19 protein-coding genes are annotated in these 24779 nt (G+C 42.1%); all 19 read right to left on the reverse strand.

All coding sequences use genetic code 11. From position 1 onward, the window contains the following. Positions 1-42: 42 nt before the first annotated feature. The gene (locus HBHAL_RS14810) at positions 43-1710 is read right to left on the reverse strand and encodes a glycerol-3-phosphate dehydrogenase/oxidase (RefSeq protein ID WP_014644261.1); all 1668 of its coding nucleotides are present in this window, start codon (positions 1708-1710) and stop codon (positions 43-45) included. Between the two features lie 244 nt (positions 1711-1954). Continuing rightward, positions 1955-3451: a glycerol kinase GlpK gene (glpK, locus tag HBHAL_RS14815; RefSeq protein WP_014644262.1), complete on the reverse strand. Its 1497-nt coding sequence runs from the start codon at positions 3449-3451 to the stop codon at positions 1955-1957. A gap of 31 nt (positions 3452-3482) precedes the next feature. Further along, positions 3483-4283 carry an MIP/aquaporin family protein gene (locus HBHAL_RS14820; RefSeq protein ID WP_014644263.1) on the reverse strand — a complete coding sequence of 267 codons (801 nt, stop codon included), beginning with the start codon at positions 4281-4283 and terminating at the stop codon, positions 3483-3485. A gap of 121 nt (positions 4284-4404) precedes the next feature. Further along, positions 4405-4959 carry a glycerol-3-phosphate responsive antiterminator gene (locus tag HBHAL_RS14825; RefSeq protein ID WP_014644264.1) on the reverse strand — a complete coding sequence of 185 codons (555 nt, stop codon included), beginning with the start codon at positions 4957-4959 and terminating at the stop codon, positions 4405-4407. Between the two features lie 130 nt (positions 4960-5089). Next, positions 5090-5629, reverse strand: coding sequence for an acyltransferase (locus HBHAL_RS14830; RefSeq protein WP_014644265.1), 540 nt, complete (start codon positions 5627-5629; stop codon positions 5090-5092). Between the two features lie 3 nt (positions 5630-5632). Continuing rightward, a complete protein-coding gene (ppaX, locus tag HBHAL_RS14835; protein WP_014644266.1) occupies positions 5633-6271 on the reverse strand; it encodes a pyrophosphatase PpaX in 639 nt (212 codons plus the stop codon). Beyond that, on the reverse strand, positions 6246-7202 hold the full coding sequence (locus HBHAL_RS14840; RefSeq protein WP_014644267.1) for a nucleoside recognition domain-containing protein: 957 nt from the start codon (positions 7200-7202) through the stop codon (positions 6246-6248). Before HBHAL_RS14840 ends, ppaX begins: the two co-directional genes overlap by 26 nt. Before the next feature lie 13 nt (positions 7203-7215). Then, complete coding sequence (gene lgt, locus HBHAL_RS14845) at positions 7216-8049, reverse strand: prolipoprotein diacylglyceryl transferase (protein ID WP_014644268.1); 834 nt, start codon at positions 8047-8049, stop codon at positions 7216-7218. Between the two features lie 14 nt (positions 8050-8063). Then, the gene (gene hprK, locus HBHAL_RS14850; protein WP_014644269.1) at positions 8064-8996 is read right to left on the reverse strand and encodes an HPr(Ser) kinase/phosphatase; all 933 of its coding nucleotides are present in this window, start codon (positions 8994-8996) and stop codon (positions 8064-8066) included. 801 nt (positions 8997-9797) lie between these two features. Then, a complete protein-coding gene (locus HBHAL_RS14855; protein ID WP_014644271.1) occupies positions 9798-10148 on the reverse strand; it encodes a phage holin family protein in 351 nt (116 codons plus the stop codon). A 31-nt stretch (positions 10149-10179) separates the two neighbouring features. Then, positions 10180-11217 (reverse strand): DUF4097 family beta strand repeat-containing protein, encoded by a 1038-nt coding sequence (locus tag HBHAL_RS14860; RefSeq protein ID WP_014644272.1) that lies wholly within the window; start codon positions 11215-11217, stop codon positions 10180-10182. Positions 11218-11331: 114 nt separating this feature from the next. Further along, the gene (gene bshB2, locus HBHAL_RS14865) at positions 11332-11979 is read right to left on the reverse strand and encodes a bacillithiol biosynthesis deacetylase BshB2 (protein WP_014644273.1); all 648 of its coding nucleotides are present in this window, start codon (positions 11977-11979) and stop codon (positions 11332-11334) included. Continuing rightward, positions 11972-12343 (reverse strand): YojF family protein, encoded by a 372-nt coding sequence (locus HBHAL_RS14870; RefSeq protein WP_014644274.1) that lies wholly within the window; start codon positions 12341-12343, stop codon positions 11972-11974. Before HBHAL_RS14870 ends, bshB2 begins: the two co-directional genes overlap by 8 nt. Before the next feature lie 163 nt (positions 12344-12506). Next, entirely contained in the window at positions 12507-15383 is a 2877-nt protein-coding gene (gene uvrA / locus HBHAL_RS14875) for an excinuclease ABC subunit UvrA (protein ID WP_014644275.1), read from the reverse strand. Between the two features lie 6 nt (positions 15384-15389). Further along, a complete protein-coding gene (uvrB, locus tag HBHAL_RS14880; protein WP_014644276.1) occupies positions 15390-17372 on the reverse strand; it encodes an excinuclease ABC subunit UvrB in 1983 nt (660 codons plus the stop codon). 156 nt (positions 17373-17528) lie between these two features. Beyond that, positions 17529-20747: an ATP-binding protein gene (locus HBHAL_RS20430; protein ID WP_014644277.1), complete on the reverse strand. Its 3219-nt coding sequence runs from the start codon at positions 20745-20747 to the stop codon at positions 17529-17531. Continuing rightward, positions 20744-21106: a response regulator gene (locus tag HBHAL_RS14890; protein WP_014644278.1), complete on the reverse strand. Its 363-nt coding sequence runs from the start codon at positions 21104-21106 to the stop codon at positions 20744-20746. The genes HBHAL_RS20430 and HBHAL_RS14890 overlap by 4 nt, the downstream gene beginning before the upstream one ends. After that, positions 21103-22698: a GGDEF domain-containing response regulator gene (locus tag HBHAL_RS14895; protein ID WP_158512374.1), complete on the reverse strand. Its 1596-nt coding sequence runs from the start codon at positions 22696-22698 to the stop codon at positions 21103-21105. The genes HBHAL_RS14890 and HBHAL_RS14895 overlap by 4 nt, the downstream gene beginning before the upstream one ends. 174 nt (positions 22699-22872) lie before the next feature. Continuing rightward, positions 22873-24456: a peptide chain release factor 3 gene (locus HBHAL_RS14900; protein ID WP_014644280.1), complete on the reverse strand. Its 1584-nt coding sequence runs from the start codon at positions 24454-24456 to the stop codon at positions 22873-22875. Between the last annotated feature and the right edge of the window lie 323 nt (positions 24457-24779).

Raw genomic sequence — 24779 nt, forward strand, 5'->3', positions numbered from 1 at the left:
AAAAAAAGCGCCCCGGCATACAGGGCGCTCTTCTGTGGAAGTTTATGCATATTCAATTGGGACTACGGCTTCTTTTAGAAGCTGGTCCAGTTCTTGCGTGTAGGTGCGTTTTTGTTCATCGGTGTAATTCAAGGCTTTTGCCATATAGTTAATAACCGCTTCCTTGTGTTCATGAACCCAGTTAATATTGAAGAATAAAGCTGCCGTCCTGCGCACAAAGAAGTCGACCGGTTTATACGTGAATTCTGCTTCCAATGCATAAGCAAGCTGGGCAAAAACTACCGGTTCAAGCTGCGCCTGCTGAGCTTCCTGTTTACGATTTTTATAAATATGGAAGACCGCATCTACATTGGAGCCGTAAAGACGGACAAGTTTTTCAGCCGTTTCTTCTGAAAGACCGATGGATTCTCCAATCTGAATTCTCTCTTTTAAGAACTGCTTAAATCCTTGGGAGCCATTTACTTCTCCACCGGAAATCGGCATGTACTTCGTTTCAGAGTCAGAGTAAAGAATTCCGTATTCCTCCATCAGTTGATCACGTACGATATCCACAGCTTGTTGTGACATTTTACGGTAACCAGTTAATTTACCGCCTGCCATAGAAATCAAACCTGAATCAGAAATAAAGATTTCATCTTTTCGGGAAATTTCTGATGGGTCTTTTCCTTCCTCATGAATCAATGGACGTACCCCTGCCCAGCTGGATTCTACATCTTCAGCTGTTACCTCAACGGTTGGAAACATGTCGTGAATCGCATTTAGCACATAGTCACGATCATCTTCCGTCATGGTCGGGTGCGAAATCTCATCAGAATACTCCGTGTCGGTTGTACCAACATAAGTCTTACCATCACGAGGAATGGCAAAGATCATTCGACCATCCGGGCTGTCGAAATAAATTGCCTGTTTAAGCGGGAATTCAGACTGATCGAACACGAGGTGTATTCCTTTTGTAAGCTGAAGGGTTTTTCCTTTTTTCGACCCATCAATTTCACGCAGATCATCTACCCATGGGCCACCTGCGTTAATAATTTTTTTAGCTTTCACATGATATTGCTTCCCGGAGATCGTATCTTCTATTTTAGCTCCGACCATCTTCCCGTCTTCATTATAGATAAAATCAACCACTTTAGCGTAGTTAAGGGAGTTTGCCCCGTGTTCTACTGCTTTTTTCATAACTTCAAGCGTTAAGCGGGCATCGTCGGTTTTATATTCTACATAGAAACCGGCTCCTTTAAGGTTTTCCTTCTTAACAAGTGGCTCGCGTTCTAACGCTTCTTCCGGGCTGAACATCGTTCGGCGTTCCGATTTTTTCACCCCTGCCAGGTAATCATAGACACGCAGCCCAAGACTTGTCGAAAATGGACCAAAATTACCTCCCTGATGGAACGGGAGCATCATCCACTCTGGTGTGGTTACGTGAGGACCATTTTCGTACACGATTTCACGTTCTTTCCCTACTTCTGCCACCATTTTAACTTCGAAATTCTTAAGGTAACGAAGACCTCCATGGACAAGCTTCGTGGATCGGCTGGAAGTACCAGCTGCGTAATCCTGCATTTCAACTACTGTTGTTTTCAGTCCTCGGCTGGCTGCATCGAGAGCAATTCCAGATCCAGTAATGCCGCCGCCAATGACAAGGACATCCCAATCTTCTTGGGTGAGTTTATCAAAATGTGATGTTCTCTCATAACTTGAGAAGGGTTTCATGTTATCTCTCCTTATTTCGTTGGGCTTCATTAATGTTACCATCTTCTGCTACGTTTATTCCCCATTATTCGAGGAAATATGTGTGCAATTACCTATTGAGACAGAATCTTTAGCCGGATACAAAAAAAAGAGACCACGAGCAGCTTTATGCTATATACATAAAGGATCGTGGTCTCTCCATATCTCCGACCGATTGAATTAACTTGTATGGCTATTATATCAGATTGTACCCAGAAGTCAAAAATCAGTCTTGCTTAAAGACTCGTGTAGCCTCCACAGCTTTTTGCCAGCCTTTGTAAAGATCCTCTCGTTTCTCTTTCTTCATAGCAGGTTCAAATTCACGCTCTATTTTCCACTGATTCGCAATGTCTTCACGGGTTTCCCAGAATCCAACAGCAAGACCAGCAAGATAGGCAGACCCAAGAGCCGTCGTTTCGTTTACTTCAGGGCGTTCAACTGTAACGTCAAGCAGATCGCTCTGGAACTGCATTAACAAGTTATTTTTTACGGCTCCTCCGTCTACGCGAAGTTTTTTGAGTTCAATGCCAGAGTCCTCTATCATAGCGTCCACAACATCCTTCGTCTGATAAGCCAAAGATTCAAGTGTAGCCCTCACAAAATGAGCTTTTGATGTGCCCCGTGTAAGGCCAAACACAGCACCCCTGGCATCACTATCCCAGTAAGGTGTTCCTAAACCGACGAATGCCGGAACGACATAGACGCCCTCTGTATTATTAACTTTTCCAGCAATCTCTTCACTTTGAGGAGCATCTTCGATCATTTGAAGACCATCCCTCAGCCACTGAATCGCTGATCCTGAAACAAATATACTGCCTTCTAAAGCGTACTCAACTTTTCCGTCAATCCCCCAGGCAAGAGTAGTGAGAAGTCCATTATCAGATTTAACGGCTTCCTCTCCCGTGTTCATTAACATAAATCCACCTGTGCCATAAGTGTTTTTAGCCATTCCTTTTTCAAAACAGGCTTGGCCGAATAAAGCGGCCTGTTGATCTCCAGCAATCCCGGCGATAGGAACTTCTTTTCCGTAAAAATGATAGTCAACGGTATGAGCATAAATTTCCGAAGACGGTTTGACCTCTGGAAGCATGCTTTTTGGCACACCCAGGATGTCGAGCAGTTCATCATCCCATTTTAAGTCAAAGATATTGTACATGAGAGTACGGGAAGCATTCGAATAATCTGTAACGTGAGCATTTTTCCCAGACAGTTTGTAAATCAGCCACGTATCGATTGTGCCGAACATCAAATCTCCATTTTCAGCTTTTTCCCGTGCTCCATCTACATGATCAAGTATCCATTTCACTTTCGTACCTGCAAAATAAGGATCTAACAATAGACCGGTTTTATCACGGAATGTGTCATTCAAACCTTGCTCGCGGAGTTCATTACAAATACTCTGGGTCTGACGAGACTGCCATACAATCGCTTTATAGATCGGCTTCCCTGTATTTCGATCCCAAACCACCGTTGTTTCCCGCTGGTTCGTAATGCCAATTCCTGCCACCTGCCCTGGGTCAATATCGGCTCTTCTAAGTACATCCGCTATACAGGCGAGTACCGAAGTCCAAATTTCGTTAGCGTCGTGTTCAACCCAGCCTGGTTTAGGAAAGTGCTGTTCAAATTCTTTCTGACCAGTTTCTACAATTTCACCTTTATGGTTGAATAAGATAGCACGTGAACTCGTAGTTCCCTGATCAATCGATAAGATGTATTTTTCCATCGTTTATAATTCCTCCTCTAATTATTAAGTATTAAGTAGTTTGGACTTTCTTCAGCTCGATCCTCATGGATGAAATAAGCAAGGTTACTATAATTACAGATAGCACCCAAAATCCTGCCGTGTAACTTCCTTTAAATATGGCCTGGTAAAATAAACCTCCATACACGCCTCCGATAATCGGACCAAGTACAGGCACCCATGAATAACTCCAATCAGATCCGCCTTTACCCGGAATAGGTAGAACAGCGTGAGCTATTCTTGGACCTAAATCACGCGCGGGGTTAATTGCATAGCCGGTTGTAGCTCCAAGAGACATACCAATCGCTACAATTAACAAGCCAACAATTATGGGATTTAGACCTTCAGTAAATTCGTTTGCACCAATGAACAAAATCCCCATCACTAGTACGAAGGTTCCAATTATTTCACTAATCAAATTGGAAATTGGGCTCCTGATCGCTGGATCTGTGCAAAAAATAGATTTAATAGCCAATTGGTCTTCTGTATCTTTCCAATGAGGGATGTAATGAAAGAATACAATGACTGCGCCGATAAAAGCGCCTATCACCTGAGCTGTAATATACATTGGCACCTTTTGCCATGGAAAATCTCCAACGGATGCCAGGCCAAGCGTAACGGCAGGATTAATATGTCCACCGGTCAAGTTTCCTACGGCATAAACACCCATGGCTACAGCCAGTCCCCATGCTACCGTAATAAGAACCCATCCTCCGTCTGCCTTCGTATCTTTCAAGTTGGCACCGGCAATAACGCCACCGCCAAGAATGATAAGTATCATCGTTCCAATCAGTTCACCCATGAACTCAGTCAATAATCTTCTCTCCTTCCTGTTAGTTAGCCGTTCTTACATAGAAAAAACCACACAAACTAATCGCTTCTAGCTGAAAGCGTTTGTGTGGCTTCGTCAGTTTCGATCACGAAAGGACTAAAGTTTATCTTTGCTTATATTGCCATAAACCAGAACGTGAAGTTGAAACTGCTGAAGCCCCCGCTTCAAGAGCTCGATCGATCTCATCATTCGTTCGAATCAAACCGCCCGCAATAACAGGCATGTCCAATTGATCTTTAATCTCTTTTATCATTCCCGGTAATACCCCAGGTAAAACTTCCACAAAATCAGGCTTTGTTTTCTGGATGATTGTTATATTATGGTCAATAGCCTGGCTGTCTATTAGAAATAATCGCTGAACAGATATAAGATCGTGCTTTTTAGCCTGATGGATTACATTGGTCCTTGTTGAGATCACACCATCGGGTTTAACTTCCTGGGCTACATACTCCATTCCATAATCATCCGCTTTCAATCCTTGAATTAAGTCGACGTGTACAAGTACTTTTTTCCCAGCTTTTTGTCCGATTCTTACCAGTTTTCGAAGTAATCCTAAGCGGCTGTCCAGGAGAATTATATATTCCGTTTCACTATCTAATAAAGCTTCAAAATCTTTAATCTTTCGAACAGCCGGCAGGACAGATTGATGAATAGTCATCAGTTCACCTCATTTCTTTTAAGAACCTTCGATAAATGATGCTGTTGATTCCCAAAATAGGTTAGGGATTCATTCCTTTTCCCTTTAGGATGAAGAACTAGGGAAAGTGGGACTCCATATTTATCAGGAACTACGCTTGCCGGGATCCATTTAGGACTGAATCGGATTCCTTACGCTTGTCCATCTCTTCCTTCGTATAAATTACTTTCATTGGATTACCTCCAACAAAAGTTCCAGCAGGCACGTCCTTATGAACCAGCGTACCTGCGGAGACAACTGCTTGATCTCCTATGGTAATACCCGGGAGAATCGTCGTATTGGCCCCAATCAGTACTTCATCCCCGATGGTGACATCACCTAATCGATATTCATCAATTAGATACTCGTGAGCTAATATGGTTGTATTATAGCCGATCACCGTATTGCGGCCTACTCGAATCCGTTCCGGAAACATAATGTCCACCATAACCATTAAGGCGAACGCGGTTTGCTTTCCAACTTCCATACGTAAAAGTGTCCGATAGAGCCAGTTTTTCATCCCCAGAAAAGGGGTGTAGCGAGCCAGCTGAATAACTGTAAAGTTTTTAACCACCTTGAAAAACGGCACCGTTTTATAGATGTGCCATAAAGAATTCGCACCTTCAACTGGATAACGCTCCGTTTTTCTCATAGGTTATCCTCCTGTAATTTCAAGCAGTTCACTCATATGGTCCAGCATATAATCAGGCTTAAGCTGCTCAAGTACTTCTCTGCCTTTAACCGTCCAAGCTACGCCCGCCGTGTGAGTACCAGCATTATGACCGGCTTCAATATCATGCGTGTTATCTCCAACCATCAGGGACTCGGATGCTTTGGAGTCTAAAGCATGAAGAGCCTTAACAATCGGTTCAGGATGAGGTTTTGCGTTGGTTACATCATCAAGGGTGATAATGGTTTCAAAAAAACCGTCAAGACCCGTAATTTCAAGACCCATCTGAACCGTGTTTTTCATTTTGGTAGTTACAATCCCCATTCTGTAACCTGCTTCCTTTAACTGGCGGATTGTATCCACGACTCCGTCATAAGCCCTGACATAAGACTCATGATTTTCAATATTATGTTTCCGATAAGTTTCTACCATGTCTTCCACACGCTCGGGATTAATCTTTTCTAAACTCTCGCGAAGAGGAGGACCAATAAAGTCCAGAATTTCATCTCTAGTGTACGAACGGTCACTGTATTCATTTATGGTATGGGTAAACGAAGCGATAATCAGGTCATTCGTATCGATCAGGGTTCCATCTAAATCAAATAGAATGGTGCGTATGTTCATTTGAAGTTTCCTTTCTCTCTTGTTGTAGTTTATTCCATATAAAGCCGACTGTCGCAGTAAGCACTATAGCGGTCACCAGACGTATTGCGAGCAGTGGCCATATCGGTATGCCAAGCGGAATAAAAATTAGTGTATCTTCCACCACAGCGTGGCAGGACACTAGAAAAATAAGTGCTAAATACATATCTTTCTTGGATACCCCATCTTCCTCCACAGCCTGAATCATTAAGCCAGCACCATAAGCCAGGCCAATCGTCAATCCAGCTACCAGTGTCATCGAGGTATTTCTCTCCATCCCAAGAAAACGGGTGGCTGGAGCAACCCATTCTGAGAACCGGTCCAGCCACCCTTTCTCACGTAAATATTGCATAAAAACCATTAACGGTATGACAATGAGAGCCAGTTGGAGAATTCCCATAAAAGCGGTCTGTAAGCCTTGCCATATGATCTCGTTCCATCCTTCTGGATCAGGTGTCTTCTCCGGGGTCAAACCGTATTTAGCTGCGCTGCTTCCACCATTCCAAAGCAGATTGATAAAAATAGCGGACAAGAAAGCCAGACCGATCCTTATTCCAGCCACAAACCACCAGCTGACTCCCACCCGCTTGGCAACCGTTGATTCTATAAGCAGATTATGGGAGAAGGACATCATGACAGCCATTATAAAAACTTCTTTTACTGTGAAATCAAAAGAAATAATTGCGGCAATCCCGGCATACAAATTCAAAAAGTTGCCTAAAACAAGTGGAACAGCTGCTTCCCCTGAAAGTCCGATCCATTGCATCAGTGGTTCCAATTGATCCATAACCCATGACAGCACTGGTGTAAATTGAAGGATCGTTACTATAAGAGTTACTGGAAAAATAACCTTTCCAAGTGACCACGTGAGGTCCAGTCCTTTCCTTCCCCCTCGTAATAAAATGCCCTTCATTTCCTACTCTCCCTTATTTTGCTTTCTTTCCGTTATAATATTTATCCGCGTACCCAGCTTTTCTACGATAAACCATCAAGGCTACAGCGAATAAGACTAAGACGATAGAAATGAATTGAGCCATTCGAATTTCCCCAAACAAGTACAGACTGTCTGTTCGCATACCTTCAATAAAGAAACGCCCAACAGAATACCAGATTACATAGCTTAAGAATACTTCTCCACGACGAGGATTGAATTTATGGCGCAGTACCAATAGAAGAACAAAACCGAGGATATTCCATAACGATTCATATAGAAAAGTCGGATGGTAAACTGTGCCTTCAATGCACATCTGCTGATTGATAAAACCAGGCAAATATTGCATGAAATTATTATAAAATGCTTCTGAAACAGGGCCGCCATGCGCTTCCTGATTCATAAAGTTTCCCCAGCGTCCAATCGCTTGTCCAAGAATTAAACTAGGTGCAGCGATATCCGCCATCATCCAAAAGGAAATCCCTTTCACCCGTGTATAGACAACGGCTGTAAGTACGGCCCCTATTAAAGCTCCGTGAATAGCAATACCGCCTTCCCAAACGGCAAAAACCTTCCACCACGGACCACCGGCGTACCGATCCCATTCGAAAATGACGTAATAAATCCTTGCAAATAAGATGGATACTGGAATTGCATAAACTACGATATCCACCATATAGTCTTTTTTAAGTCCCAGGCGTTCGGTTTCATTGGTCGCAATCCACAGTCCTAAAAAGGCGCCAGTCGCGATAATAAATCCATACCAGTAGATAGGTAAAGGCCCTAATTGAATTAATACAGGATCCAGAGCCTCAGGTGTACAAGTCATGTAGTGCACGCTCCTTATTCATTTTGCTGATCTTGATCGATTACATTGGTTAAACGTTCCGAAAATTCTTCAGCTGCATTTACGCCCATACGCTTCAAGCGGAAATTCATGGCTGCTACTTCGATAATGACAGCCAGGTTACGTCCCGGACGAACCGGTATGGTTGCTTTAGGGATTTCAACGTCCATAATTTTCATTGTTTCTTCTTCGAGACCCAGACGATCATACTGTTTGTTTTTCTCCCACAATTCCAGATTAATAATGAGCGTGATCCGTTTGAAACTCCTCACGGCCCCTGCACCAAACAATGTCATAACATTGATAATCCCTAGTCCGCGAATTTCCAGCAGATGTTCAATTAACGGGGGACTGTTTCCTATTAACGTATCATAGTCTTCCTGACGGATTTCTACACTATCGTCAGCCACAAGACGGTGACCCCGCTTGACTAATTCAAGTGCGGTCTCACTTTTACCTACACCACTTTGTCCAGTAATGAGCACACCTATCCCATAAATGTCTACTAATACACCATGGATAGCCGTAAATGGAGCAAATTTTGTTTCAAGAAAATTAGTGAGGCGGCTGATCACTCTTGTGGTTTTATGAGGGGAGCGCATTAATGGTACACCAGCTTCCTGGGCAGCGGTGATTAATTCACTCGGAATGTCCATCCCTCTTGTGATCACAATGCCGGGTGTAACATCCGTACACAGTTTCTCTGATCTTTCCTGACGCTGTTCATTCGTTAACTCATTAAAATATGAAAGTTCAGTCTTCCCGAGAAGCTGTAAACGCTCTTTAGGGTAAAACTTAAAGTAACCTGTCATCTCCACCCCTGGACGCGAAATGTCACTTGTATGTATTTCACGGTGTACGCCATCTTTCCCAGCCAACAATTCCAGTTGAAATTGATCCAATAAATCTTCTGTACGCACTTTACTCATCTATTAAAGACCTCCTTAGTCGTTCGATCACTAAACACTATTGTAGCATGTTTTACAGGATCTTGGACATACGCAGAAAAGGCGTACATCTAACACCGTTCATGCTCTGTTAAAAAAGCAGCAGGAGAAGGATATCATCAATCAAAAGATCAACTTCACTTTATCCAAAAGTCTCTCTTAAATCCCAGTGTTGATTTTACAGTAAAGCTCTCGATTGCGTAAGACTTGATTTCGAGATATCTCGTGAGAGAGTTAGGTTCTGCGGGGAACGAATCGCTTTCCGGGGTCTCACCGATCATGTTTATCCCACAGGAGTCTCCCCGTTCCCCTCCGGACCTGGCCGAATCAGAAACTCGAAATGGCTTCACCCTTCCCCAGCTTGAGAAGAAATGACCACATGGGCGTATATACTTTCTTCAGGCTGGAACTATGCGGGATAGCCTGTTATATAAGCATTTTCAGGCAGGTTAAGGAGGAGAGTACACTTTCCTTCCGAAGGGTACGTTCGCCCTAATAAAGTTGGGTTGGTTGGGAAATGGCGAGACTCCCATGGGAGAAGGAACTAGGTGAGATCCCACAGGGAGTGAAACGAGCGAGGAAGCTCACCGTTCCCCCATAGGAAAGCGAGTTATTTCCCCACCATCCCTATACCTATTAAGTAACGGACCCCGATTTATCTCGAAACTGAGTCTTCAACTAAACGGCCCGTTAGTTGCACAAAGCTCTTAGGAAAAATCTACATCAAAATTTAACGAAACCATTAAAAAACCGTTCAAGCAATAGGTGCTTGAACGGTTTTTTCTATTTCATATCTTTAATCAGGCTATTCAGTATTAAATTAATAATCGATATAATAATAGCCGCAATTATAGCCATTCCAAAGCCTGCTATTTCAAATGTGCTGCCGAGGAATACATCGGTCAGCCATAAGGTAATAGCATTAATGACTAACAGAAACAGCCCCAGTGAAACTATCGTTATGGGCAAAGTTAATACAACTAGAATGGGACGGACAATCGCATTTAAAATCGACAATATAAAAGCAGCCAATAAGGCCCCGCCGACACCATCAATATGGATCGACTCGAATAAAGCACCGACCGCAATAATTGCGATCGCATTTACCAAAATATGCAACAGCCAGCTTTTCACATAAATCACCCGCTTTCTTCTATAATATTATTCATTCTTGGCCGGAAGGAGAAACCGTAACCGAGCCTGTTTTCGTTTCCGCCTCTAAATGGTAAGCAGATTCATATTCTTCAAATGCTTCAAACGTCAATTGTTTATTGACCACCTCTTTTTTGTCCTCCAGAATTTTATAATTATCGATCTGACAATTTAAGCTGCCAAAGTTTGTACGGAGCTTTCCATCCACCCGTTTATGTTTGGGCAGAGACACTTTAATGCTGCCTGTAGTGGCTTTGTAGAAACCAGTATGGGCTTTTTCTCCAAAATGATCGACCGTGATGCTTCCACTTACAGCAGACACATCACTTTTTCCAAAGTCACCGCCCAGTGTAACGGCACCGTTCAAAGTATCCATTTCACACGTATCAAATACACCGTCGGCGACCGTAATAGCTCCATTACCTGTCTCCACTTTACACGTTTCCCCAACGACACTGTTCAACTGGATCCTTCCATTGGAAGTTTTGAGCTGGTAGTAATCACTATCCATTTGATTAACGGTGATGGTGCCGTTTGCCAATTTGGATTTGATGAAGTCATATCTCTTTTTAGGAAGGGTGAGGTGAACGTACGTTTTAATTTTCTTAGAAGGACTGGCTAAACGTAAAAGACCATTATGAATATCAAGTTGGCCATCTGCTAAGAAGTGACGCCTGGCCTCTTCTTCATTATCCACCTGATAAACTCGCACGTGATAAGCGGCTTTTACATAGTCCCTCTCCCATGTGTCTATATCAAGAGAACCGTTAGCAATCGAAAGATCTATATCGTTAAAATCATCTGATTCGGTCTGGGTCTCATAATCAAACTCTACATACTCACCAAACGAAAGATCAAAATCAGAGTTTTTTATTTTTTCAACAGCATCATCGAGAAAATTTCTAATTCCATATTTCTTTTTTTCTTTTTCTTCTGCTTTTGATTCCTCAGCTTCCCTGTTTTCTACAGCAGCGAGAAGCTTCGCCCCTTCCTCGGCTGATACATTGCCTTCTTCTATCATTTTTAGAATCTTCATGCGCTCTTCGTTCATGACTACCATCTCCTTTTCTCATTAGTAAAGCATTCCCGGCATCTGGAGTAAAAAAACCAATTAAAATACACCTTGAAAAAGACTGGCGTTGTCAATTCCAAGGTGTCATAGTTGTTACGTAAACGAATAACGGTAAAATCTTTCGGTTTTCAAACGTTCCAACTGCTCTGGCTGATCATTTAATAAACTCATCATTCCGTCAGCCTGAGAAAGGTGTGCCTTTATTGCGGCTAATTTGCGCTCCCAATAAGGTGTGATATCATAAATCAACTCAGGCTCACCAAGCTCGGCTTCATGATTATTAGAAATGGCATGCATCCATACGTCCGGGCGTTTAAGCGAATCAATCTTTTTCACTGCTTCTACGGCTGCAGCACCTAACGCGTCATGATCCGGATGGACGGCATACCCTGGATAATGGGTAATGACCAGCGTAGCATTAAGATCCTCAATCTTTTCTTTAAGATGACTGGCGACTTTCTCGATAGGTTCGAATTCAAGAGTCTTATCCCGATAGCCTAGAAACTCGACATTAATGTCCAGCTGTTTCGCTGCTTCTTCCAGTTCTTTTTTACGGTAGGAGGAGAGCGTCTCGCGGTTAGCAAACACAGGGTTGCCCATATTTCTGCCCATCTCTCCAAGAGTACCGCATAAGTAAGTAACCGGGACGCCTTTCTCTCTATATTTAGCTATCGTGCCTGAAGCACCGAAAGATTCATCATCAGGGTGTGGAAAAATAACGACTACGTGTTCTTCACTCATCAGGATCAGCCTCATGTGAAAATGGGGTTTCACTAATTTCTAAAGCCACCATTAAACGTCCCTCACGATCATGACCGGCCATAAGTAAACGATTCTTATCATCAATTTCAAAATCGCTTACCCCTTCTGCGTAAATCCATCCAATATCTAATTTAAGACCTACTCGATAGGAACCTCCTGTGCTGACGATTTTACCATGCTGGTATTTAACTTGGGCATTACGAATAAACGCACCAACATTATAGGCTTCTTCATCAAAGTGGCTCGCATAGGCCCCGTTCGTAGTTTCTAAATGTACATATACATCCTTTTTAGCCAAGCTATCAATCTTTTTTTGAACTTCGGTCTGACTAATTGGTTTCATTGCGAATTCCTCCTGTCTACACATCATGATGACCAGAATTTGAAATAAAACATTTCTGTGTATGCTTGTTTGTGTGTATAAACCAAAGGAGAAGCACTCTCCTTTGGCTATCAATCTAACCTATCCACCACAATACTTAACTTGGAGGGAAGCGTCAAAACATCTACTCGTTGGCTGCTTTTTCCTTGGACTGTAACCTTTGCTCCATCCGTTTACGATCCCGTTCCAATACAGGCTTAAGATAATGACCAGTATAGGAAGCTTTAGTTTCCGCTACTTCTTCAGGAGTACCGGTAGCAATAATTTCTCCGCCTTTGTCTCCACCTTCAGGGCCAAGATCGAGTATATAATCCGCCTCTTTGATTACATCAAGGTCGTGTTCAATAATCAATACGCTGTCCCCATTATCTACAAGCCGCTGGAGTACTTTTAGGAGACGGGAAATATCATCCACATGCAGACCTGTTGTAGGTTCATCAAGAATGTAAAAGGATCTCCCGCTCGAGCGGCGGTGAAGTTCACTGGCAAGCTTAACCCGTTGGGCTTCTCCTCCGGAGAGTGTGGTAGCCGGCTGGCCAAGTTTAATGTATTCCAGACCTACATCGGCTACTGTCTGCAATTTCCGTTTAATCTTCGGAATGTTATTAAAGAAATCCAAAGCTTCTTCGATCGTCATAGCTAATACATCTGCAATACTTTTCCCTTTATATTTCACCTCTAAAGTTTCCCGATTATATCGCTTGCCGTCACATACTTCACAAGGAACATAAACGTCAGGAAGGAAATGCATTTCAATTTTAATAATTCCATCGCCTCGACAGGCTTCACAACGCCCGCCTTTAACATTGAAACTGAATCGACCTTTTTTATACCCGCGAATCTTAGCTTCATTCGTTTGAGCAAATACATCACGGATATTATCGAATACTCCGGTATAAGTCGCCGGATTTGAACGAGGTGTACGGCCGATTGGTGATTGATCAATATCGATCACTTTTTCCAAATGCTCCATACCTTCTATTGTTTTATGCTTACCTGGTTTCTGTTTGCCTCTATGCAATTTCATGGAAAGCGATTTATATAGGATCTCATTTATAAGTGTACTTTTGCCAGACCCGGATACGCCTGTTACAGCTGTGAACAGACCTAATGGGATTTGTGCATTTACATTTTTTAAGTTATTTTGTTCTGCACCTTTTATCTTTAAGAAGCGTTCATCCGGTTTTCTTCTCTCAGCGGGAAGCGGGATGAATTTTTTTCCAGACAAATACTGTCCTGTTAATGACTTACCGCTTTTCATCACTTGCTTAGGTGTCCCCTGTGAGACGATCTGACCGCCGTGAGCACCAGCACCTGGTCCGATATCAATTAAATAATCAGCTGCGAGCATTGTATCTTCATCGTGCTCTACTACAATCAGTGTGTTATCCAGATCCCTCATACGCTTCAGCGTATTGATTAACCGATCGTTATCACGCTGGTGAAGACCGATAGAAGGCTCATCCAGTACATAAAGCACGCCGGTTAGAGCGGATCCAATCTGCGTTGCCAGTCTGATACGCTGAGCTTCGCCTCCTGATAGTGTTCCGGCAGAACGGGACAAGGTTAAATAATCCAGTCCGACGTTCGCGAGGAAACTGAGTCTTTCAGAGATTTCTTTTAAGATCATACGAGCAATGGTTTCTTCTTTTTCAGTCAATTCAAGTCCATCAAAGAATTCCTTTGCTTCGGTTACGGAATAATCTGTTGTAATGCCAATATGTTTTCCGTTAATTAATACGGCAAGGGCTTCTTCATTCAAGCGGTTGCCTTTACACTTAGGGCAGGGTTTTTGAGCCATATATTTTTCCATTTGCTCACGGATAAAATCTGAACTCGTTTCACGGTATCGACGGGAAATATTAGGTATTACTCCCTCGAAAAAAATCTCATTCTCTCGGACTTTTCCGAAATCATTTTCGTAACGGAAGTAAACTTTTTCATCGCCGCTTCCATATAAAATTCGTTCCATATGTTCCTTTGGTAAATCCTGAATAGGTACATCCATATCTATACCATAATGATCTGCTACACTTTTCAGGAGTTGAGGGTAATACTGGGAGCTGGTTGGCTCCCATGCCGCAATAGCATGTTCTTTCAGGGAAAGAGACCAGTCGGGTATGACCAGATCAATATCTACTTCTAACTGTGTACCGAGACCATCACACCGGTTACAGGCCCCGTAAGGACTGTTGAAAGAGAACATCCTCGGCTCCAGTTCACTTACAGAAAAACCGCAGATCGGGCAGGCATGATGTTCAGAGAAAGACAATTCTTCCTCTCCTATAACATCCACCAGGGTATGCCCCCCGCCTAGTTTTAAGGCCGTTTCAATTGAATCGGATAGCCGGCCTTCAACTCCTTCTTTAACCACAATCCGGTCCACTACCACTTCAATAGAGTGTTTTTTGTTTTTATTCAAATTTATTTCCTCGGAAATCTCACGCATTTCTCCATCTACTCGCAGACGAACATATCCTTCTTTCTGCAATTGTTCAAATACTTTGGCATGCTCACCTTTTCGACCTGAAACCACCGGGGAGAGAATTTGCATTTTCGTTCTTTCCGGATACTCCATAATTTGATCAACCATCTGCTGTACGGTCTGCGAATTAATTTCAATTCCATGCTTTGGACAAGTAGGGCGACCTACGCGTGCGAACAGCAGACGCAGATAGTCATAAATTTCAGTTACCGTTCCCACTGTTGACCTGGGGTTACGACTGGTCGTTTTCTGATCGATCGAAATGGCTGGAGAAAGACCTTCTATGGAATCCACATCCGGTTTATCCATTTGTCCTAAAAATTGCCGGGCATAGGCACTTAGAGACTCGACATAACGTCGCTGCCCCTCTGCGTATATGGTATCGAACGCTAAAGAAGACTTCCCGGAACCGGACAACCCTGTCATAACGACCAGTTTATTCTTAGGAATATCAATATCGATCCCTTTTAAATTGTGGGCCCGGGCTCCTTTAATACTAATATGCTTGCTGGCCATACTTCCTCATCCCTCCGCTTTTAATTCCAATAATATATCACGTAATTCAGCCGCTCTTTCGAAGTCTAAATCGCGAGCCGCCTGTTTCATTTCTGTTTCCATATTGTCAATCGTTTCCTGACGTTCTTTCTTCGTCATTTCAGAAGGACGTTTCATACCGCTGTCGTAAGAACCTTCTTCTTCGGAAACGGCCGTTGCTTTAATAACATCGCGGACTTCTTTGTGGATTGTTTTCGGTGTAACCCCATGTTCTTCATTATAAGCAATTTGCTTTTCACGACGCCTGTATGTTTCATCAATTGCAAACTGCATCGACTTCGTAATTTTATCCGCGTACATAATGACACGTCCGTTTTCGTTACGTGCCGCTCTTCCAATCGTCTGAATAAGAGAGCGGTCTGATCTCAAGAAGCCTTCTTTGTCAGCATCGAGAATAGTTACTAGAGAAACCTCTGGGATGTCAAGCCCCTCTCTAAGCAGGTTAATACCAATTATTACATCGTATTTACCAACACGGAGATCGCGTATAACTTCTATTCTTTCCAGTGTTTTAATTTCAGAGTGCAAGTAAGCAACTTTGATACCAAGTTCTTTCAAATAATCCGTAAGGTCTTCAGACATTTTCTTCGTTAACGTTGTCACAAGAACCCGTTCGTTTCTTTCGGCACGCTTGTTAATTTCGCCTACAAGATCATCGATTTGTCCATGAATCGGACGCACATCAATTTCAGGATCAAGCAGACCAGTCGGCCGGATGATCTGTTCAATGACTTTAGGTGTACGTTCTAATTCATATGGCCCTGGAGTAGCCGATACATATGTGATTTGGTTCATATGATTTTCAAACTCCGGGAACTTCAGCGGCCGGTTATCGAGCGCTGAAGGTAACCGGAAACCGTGATCAACAAGCACCTGTTTACGTGCCTGGTCCCCATTGTACATACCCCGTACTTGAGGAAGTGTAACGTGTGACTCATCTGCCATAATCATGAAATCATCTGGAAAGTAATCCAGGAGTGTGTATGGAGTTGCGCCTGGCTCACGAAATGTCAGATGACGAGAGTAGTTTTCGATCCCTGAGCAAAAACCCATTTCATTCATCATTTCTAAATCATAGTTCGTCCGCTGCTCTAAGCGCTGGGCTTCAAGCAGTTTATTTTGCTCACGCAATTCTTTTACGCGCTCAATCATTTCCTGCTCTATATTAACAATTGCTTTTTTAAGTTTGGATTCTCGTGTTACGAAGTGAGAAGCTGGGAAGATCGCTACATGCTCACGGTCGCCCATAACTTCTCCAGTCAGAACATCAATTTCGCGAATCCGATCGATTTCATCACCGAAAAACTCGACACGTATAGCATGCTCTTCACGTGAAGCCGGTATAATTTCAACAGAATCCCCGCGTACGCGGAACGTACCCCTCTGGAAGTCAATATCGTTGCGGGCATATTGGATGTCTACAAGATTACGTAATAATTCGTCACGGTCCTTTTCCATTCCTGAACGGATTGATAGCACCTGGCTTCGGTATTCGTCTGGAGAACCTAAACCGTAAATACACGATACACTGGCCACAATAATAACGTCGTTTCGTTCAAACAAAGCTGAAGTTGCCGAGTGTCTCAGCTTGTCAATTTCATCATTGATACTCGCATCTTTTTCTATAAATGTGTCAGAAGAAGGCACATAGGCCTCCGGCTGATAATAATCATAATAACTGACAAAATATTCGACAGCGTTGTTTGGAAAGAACTCTTTAAACTCGCTGTAGAGCTGGCCCGCCAGTGTTTTATTATGGGCAATGATTAATGTAGGTTTATTAACTTCCTGAATCACGTTGGACATGGTGAACGTTTTCCCTGTCCCTGTCGCCCCTAAAAGAGTCTGGTGCTTTTCCCCGCGATTAATTCCATCTACAAGTTCCTGAATCGCTCGCGGCTGATCTCCTTGCGGGGAATATTGTGAAACCAATTCGAATTTATTCTCCATGACGAAAACCTCCGTTCTTAACTAGTCATCATTAGTTTACCACATTAGTTTATCATTCTAACATTAAACGAACAAACATTCGGTACTAAGCAGGTCCAGACTCTTCTCGTAATAAAGAAACTCTTGAGAAATTTTCATTTCTCAAGAGTTTCATGGTTATTCTTCCTTCGCAATCAGAATTTGACCAGTTTTACTTTCCTGTAAAAGGGTCTTCATAATAGTGGTTGAAAGTTTTCTTAATGGGTAAGGTTTGACCAGATACCCTTCCACTTCGATATCTGGAACTTCCGACGATTGACTGAGCGCACTTGAGATAAATATAGGAACGTCAGACAGGTGATTATAGGTCTTAATAGCTTGTATAATATCCCATCCAGAAGTTTGATCAGCTAAGGTTATATCAATAATAAATACATCCGGCCGCAGTTTATCCAATTCATTCAGAGCTGATCGACCTTCATTGTAATGAGAAACTTTAATACCAGCGTCCCCTAATTCATCTTTTATTAACTGGGATAAATTAATATCATCTTCAATAAGGATGACATGAGGGACTTTTTCAACCGGACCATCTTCATTTTTCAACGGTTCATGTAAGGGAAAGGTAATGGTAAATACGCTGCCTGCTCCCTGTTCTGAGAGTACAGATATTCGTCCATTATGAATCTCTGCAATTTCCTTACTGATAGCAAGCCCAAGACCCGTACCGCCTATTTTACGCTGGCTTGAGTTATCAACTCTATGGAACTTAGTAAATAGCTTCGTAATTTCATGTTCCGGAATGCCCAGACCTTCATCCGCTACATGTACGTAAATGTTGGACTGGTCGTTATTTATAGCTACTACCACTTCTCCTCCATCCGGGGAAAACTTAATGGCATTACCTATGATGTTATTCATCAACTGTATAATCTTCTCACGATCTGCGTGGATCCTTGAAGTTAATGTCTGATCTGTGAGCACCAACAGGTGGTCTGTGTGAGTGATACGTAAGTTTTCTACCACTTCCTCTACCAGACTTCCCAATTCTACTACTTCTTTATGAAAAGTAGACTTCCCAGACTCCATACGCTGCAGATCCAGAAAATCGTTGATAAGGTTTGTCAGCCGCTTTGCTTCACCGTGTATGGTATTTAAATATTTCTTTCTCCGGTTTTCCGGCAGATCACGGTGAATCATTAATTCCGTATATCCAAGGACACTCGCCAGTGGAGTTCGTAATTCATGACTCACTGTACTAACCAGGTTTGTTTTCATCTGGTTGACTTCAAATTCCGAAGTAATGTCACGGAATACAAATAAAATGCCTTCTTTTTCATGCTGGTGATAAATAGGTTCCGCATAGACCTCAATTATGCGAAAACCCTCTTCAGCACCTACCTCTATTCTCACACTGCTCTTTGGATGATCGTCAGTGAATACCATTCCTCTGCAAAAGGCTGCGAAGCTTTCCTCATTTGTAATGTAGGAAGAAATTTGATGCAGCCAATCTTCAAACTCCACCTTTAACCAATTCTCTTGCTCCATGTATGGAAGACCGAGGAAAGTCAGCCAGTTTTGATTGTATTGCACGAGCTTTCCTGCTTCATCTACAAACAGGATTCCTTCATTTATATTATCTATGATATCCTGATTCAATTGACGGTTAATTTCTGATTGTTCATAAGAATCAATTCTTTCGATGTATAATGAAACTCGCTGCAAAATGGACGTAATTCCATTAATCTCTTCAGTTTCATAGGAAGCTCCTATCCTTGTAGCTACAAAGAACGCCTCCAGTTTATTTCTGGAATTAAATACAGGTACATAAAGATCATAACTTTTACTAGATTCATTAAAATAACCCTCTTCATAGATCGTCATTTTGCGCTCACGGATGTAAGGAATACGTTGAGCCCGTAAGCGCTGTACCACATGAGCGAAAGAATTTATAATATCATCCTTCAAATCTTCCTCTCTTAAACCGATTTTCGCGTACCCACCAGAATCAAGCAGCATAAAGATTCCATGGTCAAAAGGATATAAAATAGAGAGCTGATAAATGACCTGATCCAGCAAAGACTGCTTGTCCATGGTGGTTGAAAGCGTCTGGTTCATAGAATTCAATTTCTCCACTGTACTTCTTGCCTTCTCCGTCTCACTTAAAGAATCCTTTAACCGCTGCTGGGCCTGTTTTATATCAGTAATATCTTTCTGAATAACAATAAATTGTTCGACTTTGCCATCCTCATTTATGTAAGGGACTACAGTGGTGTTTGTATAAAAAAAACCTCCACCTTTACGGTTACACCTCACCTCTCCTTTCCACACCTTTCCGTGTTCTACTCCCGGGAAGGCCTTCTTTACATCCGTATGATCGTAAGACTCCTCCGTTAAGCTTAAGAAGTGACGCCCCTCCAACTCACTTTCTGAATAATCCGATGCTTCCGCTAATTTACCGTTACAGGTTTGAATCCATCCATCTTCGTCCAATATAGCGACAATGGATGACTCATTTAAAGCCAAGTCCTTGTTTCGTAAATCATTTACATAGGATTCAAGCATTTCCTGTTGAGCCATCAGTTCTTCATTTTGAGCAGAAAGATTGTCTTCCCTTTCTCCAATTTCCTTGGCCATATATTGAAAGGAGCGCGTCAATGTACCAATTTCGTCTTTTCGCTTACTCGAAGGTAACTCATCATAATTTCTTCCTGCAGCTAATGATTCAGATGCTATCGAAAGTTCAGAAAGCGGTCGCCCTATGCCCCGGCTCAATGTTCTTGAGGCAATTGATAGGATGAAAACTACAAGAATCATTAGGGCAAAAAGCAAATAAGAAATCAAGTCCATCCTCTCAAGGAAATTGTCATTTTCTGAGGTTAACGTCTGTTGAGCTTCATTCGATATATCTTCGAGTGTTTGGATAATTTCATTAATTTGTTCAGTTGTATTAGCGAGACTGAGTTGCCGAACTTCTTCCATATTCCCATTTTCTAAAGCCGTCTGTACTTTGGGAATTAGACTTTCCCAGTAATATTCTAAAAACAGATTAAGATCAGAAAAAAGTTCGATCCGTCCATTAGACCAATTCATTCCCTGAGCTTCGGATAAATATCCGTCAAGGTTTTCCCGCGCCTGTTTTGCCTGGAGCAGTTCATTATTATTATTGAATGCTATGTATCCACGAGTTCGAAAAACCATGGTCTGATACTCTTCTTTAATATTGCGTAAAACGTTTCGCTTATCTACTAGTTCAGACGTCAACGTCTCATGCTGGCTCTTATTGGAGTACTGTAAATAAAAAAGTATCGATGTAGCTAGACAGGTGGCAGTCACTACTACCAGCATGACTATGAAGAATTTTCTGCGAATCGATTTTTGGAAGTAATCCATCATGTCAGGATTTCCTCTACTAATTGAATTAATTCAATTGGACTGAAAGGCTTTCCCATAAAATACTGAATGCCGGCGTTCTTAGACATCTCCACGTCAGACTCCTGAGTTTTAGCGGTTAACATAACGATAGGTGGTCGATTTTTACAACCTTCACTTATCTTTTCGGCTACTTCTATCCCAGTCAATCCTGGCATCATGTAATCCAGAATAACTAAGTCCAACGTTTCATGCTGCAGAATCTCCAACGCTTCTCTGCCGTCTTCAGCTTCTGTTATGATATACCCTTCGTCTTCAAGTGTATCTGTGATCAGCATTCTGAGCACTTCTTCATCATCAGCTACTAAAATGTGTTTTTTCATCTTTTTCCTCCCTTATGGCGTTGAATCAGCCTGCGGATTCGTGCGACTAATTCGTCTGTGCTGAAAGGTTTGGTCATATAATCATCCGCTCCAATATTCAGCGCTTTTATTATATCCTTTCCTTTCTGTCTGCCCGTGAGCATAATAACTACGGTTTCCTGATCATGAGACCTAATCTGTGATAATACCTCCAGCCCATCCATCCCCGGAAGTACCCCATCAAGAAGGACAACGTGTTTATATTTGCCGTCATGATCGTCTTTCAAAAAACTTTCTCCGTCCTTATATGCTTGAACTTGCACAGAGTGATCAAAGTAATTCATTGTTTGAAGCCTGTCAGATAAAATCTCTCTAATGATTGAATCGTCATCAACAACAGAAATATGAACTAGCTTTTCTGCATTCGAAACATTGGGTATATCCCGATTCGGCTCGTATATAGTGACGGTTCCTTTTCCAGAACGCTTTCCCCTGTATAAAGCCAAGTCAGCTTGCACAATCAGATCCTCCATTTCTGAAACGGATTCGTTCATCTCTGTTAATCCCGCTGTAAAGCTTAAAGAGAAATCATGGTTCTTATAGGTATGAACAATCGATTTAAATTCTTCTAACATACTTCCCAGTCGACTTTTCGCCTGTATTCTGCTTATGACAGGCATTACTACAATAAACTCTTCTCCTCCATAGCGAATCACACTGTCTTCCGGGCGGGTACAAGCATGTAAAACTTCAGATAGCTGGACTAACACTTCATCCCCTACCGTATGTCCATAGCTGTCATTTACATTTTTAAAATCATCTAAATCCAGAATGGCTAGGCAGAATGTTTGCTCATTTCTATGGAACGTGCGCTTCTTACGTGCAAGTAAATCCTGGAGGTACGTCCGGTTATAGGCTTTAGTCAATTTATCGGTCGTTATTTGTTTTTTTAAAGATCGTACGTGTAAGAGCCGGTTTCGAATGAGAGTAGTAAAGACTTCAAAATCAATAGGCTTCGGGATAAAATCGAGAGCTGATGTTTCATACACTTTTTTTGCTAATTCGGGAGAACCATCTTCGCTGATAATTATGACAGGAGTTAGAATACTTGTAGCCTGCGTACTGATTTCTTCCAATATTTCTAGCCCGTTTTTATTTTCTAAGTAAAAATCAATCACGACTAAATCCGGCGTTTCGTCATAAAACAGATTCAGTGCCCGTTCCTCTGTGGCAGCAATAAGGATATTGTAGCCGTGACTTTCCATATTGTTACGAAAATGATGCAGGAAATCTAAATTATTTTCTAAAATTAAAATCGTAGGCTGCTTTTCTTCTTTTTGAAAGACGGGCAGTTCCTGTACCTTCCAGGACAGGTCTAATTCCTTATTAAAAGCAGCATGAAGAAAAATCGGCTGCAATAACTCCGACCATGAACCTTCTTGCCAGCTTGCTGTAGAGGCTGGGCTTACGTGATCCATTACTTTTTCCGCTTCCGTTGATAATTCCGGGAGCTGTATAGAAGCAGCCGTTCCTTTTACAGAGTGAAGAAATTTGTAGATCTCTTTTTCTTCTACAAAGGGGCGTTCCTGCCAGGTTTCAATTTTTTTAGACACATTAGTTAAGAATAATTTCTGATATTTTTCAAAGGATTGCACATTTCCACTCCTATTAAAATCAATCACTTTTATCGATTGGTCTAATGTTCATTATAATAGATTTTCGAAAACAATGGGTATAATTTCCTGTAAAAAAACCACTACAAATGGTTTGTAGTGGTTTTCCTATTTTTATTCGAATGTCTGATTGTACTGGTTCACTTCAAAGAGATCGGTCAATTCTATATCAGGGTGTTTATCCTCAAACCAGCGGAGTGAGAAATCATTTTTGAAAAGAACTAAGGGATTGCCTTCCCGATCTTCGGCCAGCATGTTCCGCTCATCAAATAGAGATTCATCAACCTGATCTTCCCGCAGCCAGCGGGGGATGCGCTCTCCGATCGAAGTCAGCTCTATTTCCACATTGTACTCATTCTTCATACGGTACTCGAATACTTCATACTGAAGCTCGCCTACTGCTCCAATGATATAGTCTTCAAATCGATACCGCTTAAACAGTTGAATGGCTCCTTCTTGTACCAGCTGTTCCAATCCTTTTCGGAATTGTTTGGACTTCATTACGTTCTTAGCCGTTACTTTCTTGAACAGTTCAGGTGGGAACTGAGGTAATTCATCGTATTCAAAATTCGATTTACCGGTAACGATGGTGTCCCCAATCCGGTACACATTCGGATCATAGATTCCAATAATATCTCCTGCATAGCCTTCTTCCACTGTTCCGCGTGAAGAAGCGACAAATTGCTGAGATTGTGCCAGTTTAAAAGACTTCCCTGTACGCGATAAGGTTACGTTCATGCCACGTTCGAATTTACCTGAGCAAACTCTTACGAAGGCTATCCGGTCTCTGTGCTGTGGATTCATATTCGCCTGGATTTTGAATATAAATCCAGAGAATTCTTCATGGTCCGGTGAAACAATTCCTTCCGTTGACTTCCTTGGGGCAGGTTCCGGAGCCATCTCAATGAATGAATTAAAGAATGTTTCCACACCGAACGGCGCGAGGGCGCTACCGAAGAACACAGGAGTCTGATCCCCTCTCATCACTTTATCCATGTCAAAGCCATCTCCTGCTTCATCCACAAGCAGCATTTCTTCTTCCGCTTCCTGAAAGGTAGCATTTTCAGAAAGCTCTGGATGTTGGTCCAGTTGGTCATAAGGAATATAAGCTTCTTCTTCATTACCGGTATAATGAACGAATTGCTCATTATTACGGTCGAATACACCAAGAAATCTTTTACCCATGCCCGCCGGCCAGGTCATTGGATAAGTCTCGATGTTCAATGTTTCTTCAATTTCTTCCATTAACTCAAACGGCTCACGACCTTCACGGTCCATTTTATTAATAAATGTGAAGATCGGAATGCCTCGCATTTTACATACTTTAAATAATTTCAATGTTTGGGCTTCAATTCCTTTAGTTCCGTCGATCACCATAACCACACTGTCAACAGCGGTCAGGGTACGATACGTATCTTCACTGAAATCTTCGTGCCCGGGCGTATCAAGTATATTAACCTGGTAGCCTTTGTAAGGAAAATTCATTACACTGGAAGTAACGGAAATTCCTCTTTGCTTCTCAATTTCCATCCAGTCAGAGGTAGCGAACTTTCCTGACTTTTTACCTTTCACTGTACCAGCTGAACGAATGAGATTACCGAATAACAACATTTTCTCAGTCATGGTCGTTTTCCCAGCATCCGGGTGGGATATAATAGCAAACGTACGGCGTTTTTTCATTTCGTCTTGAATATTCATCGTCATATCCTCCATATTATTATTCATTCGGGTGACTTACGTAAGGTAGGATATACGTATCACATTGGCCGATTCACTCCATAAAAAAACCGCTCACTCGATTGAGCAGTAATCTCGAATTTATAAAACTCATACTTTGAAAGTTAGCACAACCATGCATTAAAATCAATCAAGAATCAATGATATCCCCTATTTTCGCTTGCATAAATTCCCACCTCAGGTAATCCATATCCTGGAAGAACTGAGGTGGGAATTTATGGGGGACCTGAGGTAACAGATATAGTCAATTATCATCTGGTCAAACCTGTTATAATAGAGGAAAT

This window comes from Halobacillus halophilus DSM 2266, assembly GCF_000284515.1.
Lineage (GTDB): Bacteria > Bacillota > Bacilli > Bacillales > Halobacillaceae > Halobacillus > Halobacillus halophilus.